Genomic DNA, 1,887 nt, shown 5'->3' with positions numbered 1-1,887 from the left:
CCGGCCCGAGCCTCTACCAGACCCTCGACGCCCTCCAAGGCCTGCTGAGGTGCTGGACCGGCACCTGCAGCACCTGCGGCCGCCCTCTCACCGCAAGCAGAACCAGAACCTAACGAAGCACTACTAGATGAGCCCGTGCTCCTCCAGGTACTCCAGCTGGGCCCGCACCGACAGTTCGGCGGCGGGCCACAGCGAGCGGTCCACATCCGCGTACACGTGCTCCACGACGGCGCCGGGCGTCCGGTGTCCGTTCTCCACGGCCGTCTCGATCTGGGCGAGCCGATGCGCCCGGTGGGCGAGGTAGAACTCCACGGCCCCCTGGGCGTCCTCCAGGACGGGCCCGTGGCCCGGCAGGACGGTGTGGACGCCGTCGTCGACGGTCAGGGACCTCAGCCGCCTCAGGGAGTCCAGGTAGTCGCCCAGGCGGCCGTCGGGATGGGCCACGACGGTCGTGCCGCGCCCGAGGATGGTGTCACCGGTCACGACGGCCTGGTCGGCCGGGAGATGGAAGCACAGCGAGTCGGCGGTGTGCCCGGGCGTCGGGACCACCCGCAGCTCCAGCCCGCCCACGCGCACCACGGCCCCGGCGCCGAGCCCCTCCTCCCCCAGCCGCAGCGCGGGGTCGAGTGCCCGCACCTTGGTGCCGGTCAGCGCGGCGAACCGGGCGGCGCCCTCGGCGTGGTCGGGATGACCGTGGGTGAGCAGGGTGAGCGCGACGCGCTTGCCGACGGCCCCGGCGGTGTCGACGACGGCCCGCAGATGTCCCTCGTCGAGCGGACCGGGGTCGACCACGACCGCCAGTTCGGAGTCCGGTTCCGACAGGATCCAGGTATTGGTCCCGTCCAGGGTCATCGCGGACGCGTTGGGCGCCAGGACGTTGACGGCTCGCGCCGTGGCGGGGCCCGAGAGGACCCCGCCCCTCGGCTGGCCGGGCAGGGCTGCGGCGTCGGTCATGCGGAGGCTCCACCGGTCGGGATGTGCTTGGTGAACTCGTCGTGCCCCGGCCAGGACAGCACGATCTCGCCGTCCACCAGCCGGGCCCGCGCGAGCACGGGGGTCAGGTCGCGGTCGGACGCGGCGGCGAGGGCGTCGGCGGCGGTGGCGTGGGGGACGAGCTGCCGGAGCGTGGCGATGGTGGGCGGCATCATGAGCAGTTCGCCCTTGTCGTAGCCGTCCGCGGCGTCCTGGGGCCGGATCCACACCGTGCGGTCGGCCTCGGTGGAGGCGTTGCGGGTGCGCTGCCCCCGCGGCAGGGCGGCGACGAAGAACCAGGTGTCGTAGCGGCGGGGTTCGAACTCGGGCGTGATCCAGCGCGTCCAGGCCCCGAGCAGATCCGACCTGAGCACGAGTCCCCGGCGCTCCAGGAACTCCGCGAAGGACAGCTCCCGGTCCACCAGTGCGGCCCGGTCCGCCTCCCACTGCGCGCCCGTGGTGTCGCCGACCACCGTCTCGGCCGTCGGCCCGGCGAGCAGGACCCCGGCCTCCTCGAACGTCTCCCGCACGGCCGCGCAGACGATCGCCTGGGCCGTGGTCTGGTCCACCCCGAGCCGAGCCGCCCACCACGCGCGCGTGGGGCCCGCCCAGTGGATCTGGTGGTCGTCGTCACGGGGGTCGACGCCACCGCCGGGGTAGGCGTAGGCACCGCCGGCGAACGCCATGGAGGCCCGCCTGCGCACCATGTGCACGACGGTTCCGGCCGCCGAGTCCTTGAGCAGCATCACAGTGGCAGCGCGTCTCGGCTCGGCCGGCCGGAGCGTGCCGTCCGCGAGCGCGCGGATACGGTCCGGCCATTCCGCTGGGTACCACTGCCCGTTTGCCATGGGCGGAGGCTAACTCGTGGGGCGCGAATGTTCGAGGGCCGGGCGGCTATGGGGGTGCCCGGCGGTG

2 protein-coding genes are annotated in these 1,887 nt (G+C 73.8%); both read right to left on the bottom strand.

The features are described from left to right. Positions 1-123 precede the first annotated feature (123 nt). Entirely contained in the window at positions 124-954 is an 831-nt protein-coding gene (locus EHS43_RS43665; RefSeq protein WP_125195954.1) for an MBL fold metallo-hydrolase, read from the bottom strand. Beyond that, positions 951-1,820: an NUDIX domain-containing protein gene (locus EHS43_RS43660; protein WP_125195953.1), complete on the bottom strand. Its 870-nt coding sequence runs from the start codon at positions 1,818-1,820 to the stop codon at positions 951-953. The genes EHS43_RS43665 and EHS43_RS43660 overlap by 4 nt, the downstream gene beginning before the upstream one ends. Positions 1,821-1,887: the final 67 nt, after the last annotated feature.

The organism is Streptomyces sp. RP5T (assembly GCF_003933965.1).
Lineage (GTDB): Bacteria > Actinomycetota > Actinomycetes > Streptomycetales > Streptomycetaceae > Streptomyces.
The sequence above is the reverse complement of the archived record's forward strand: the minus strand, read 5'-3'. Positions and strand labels throughout refer to the sequence as shown.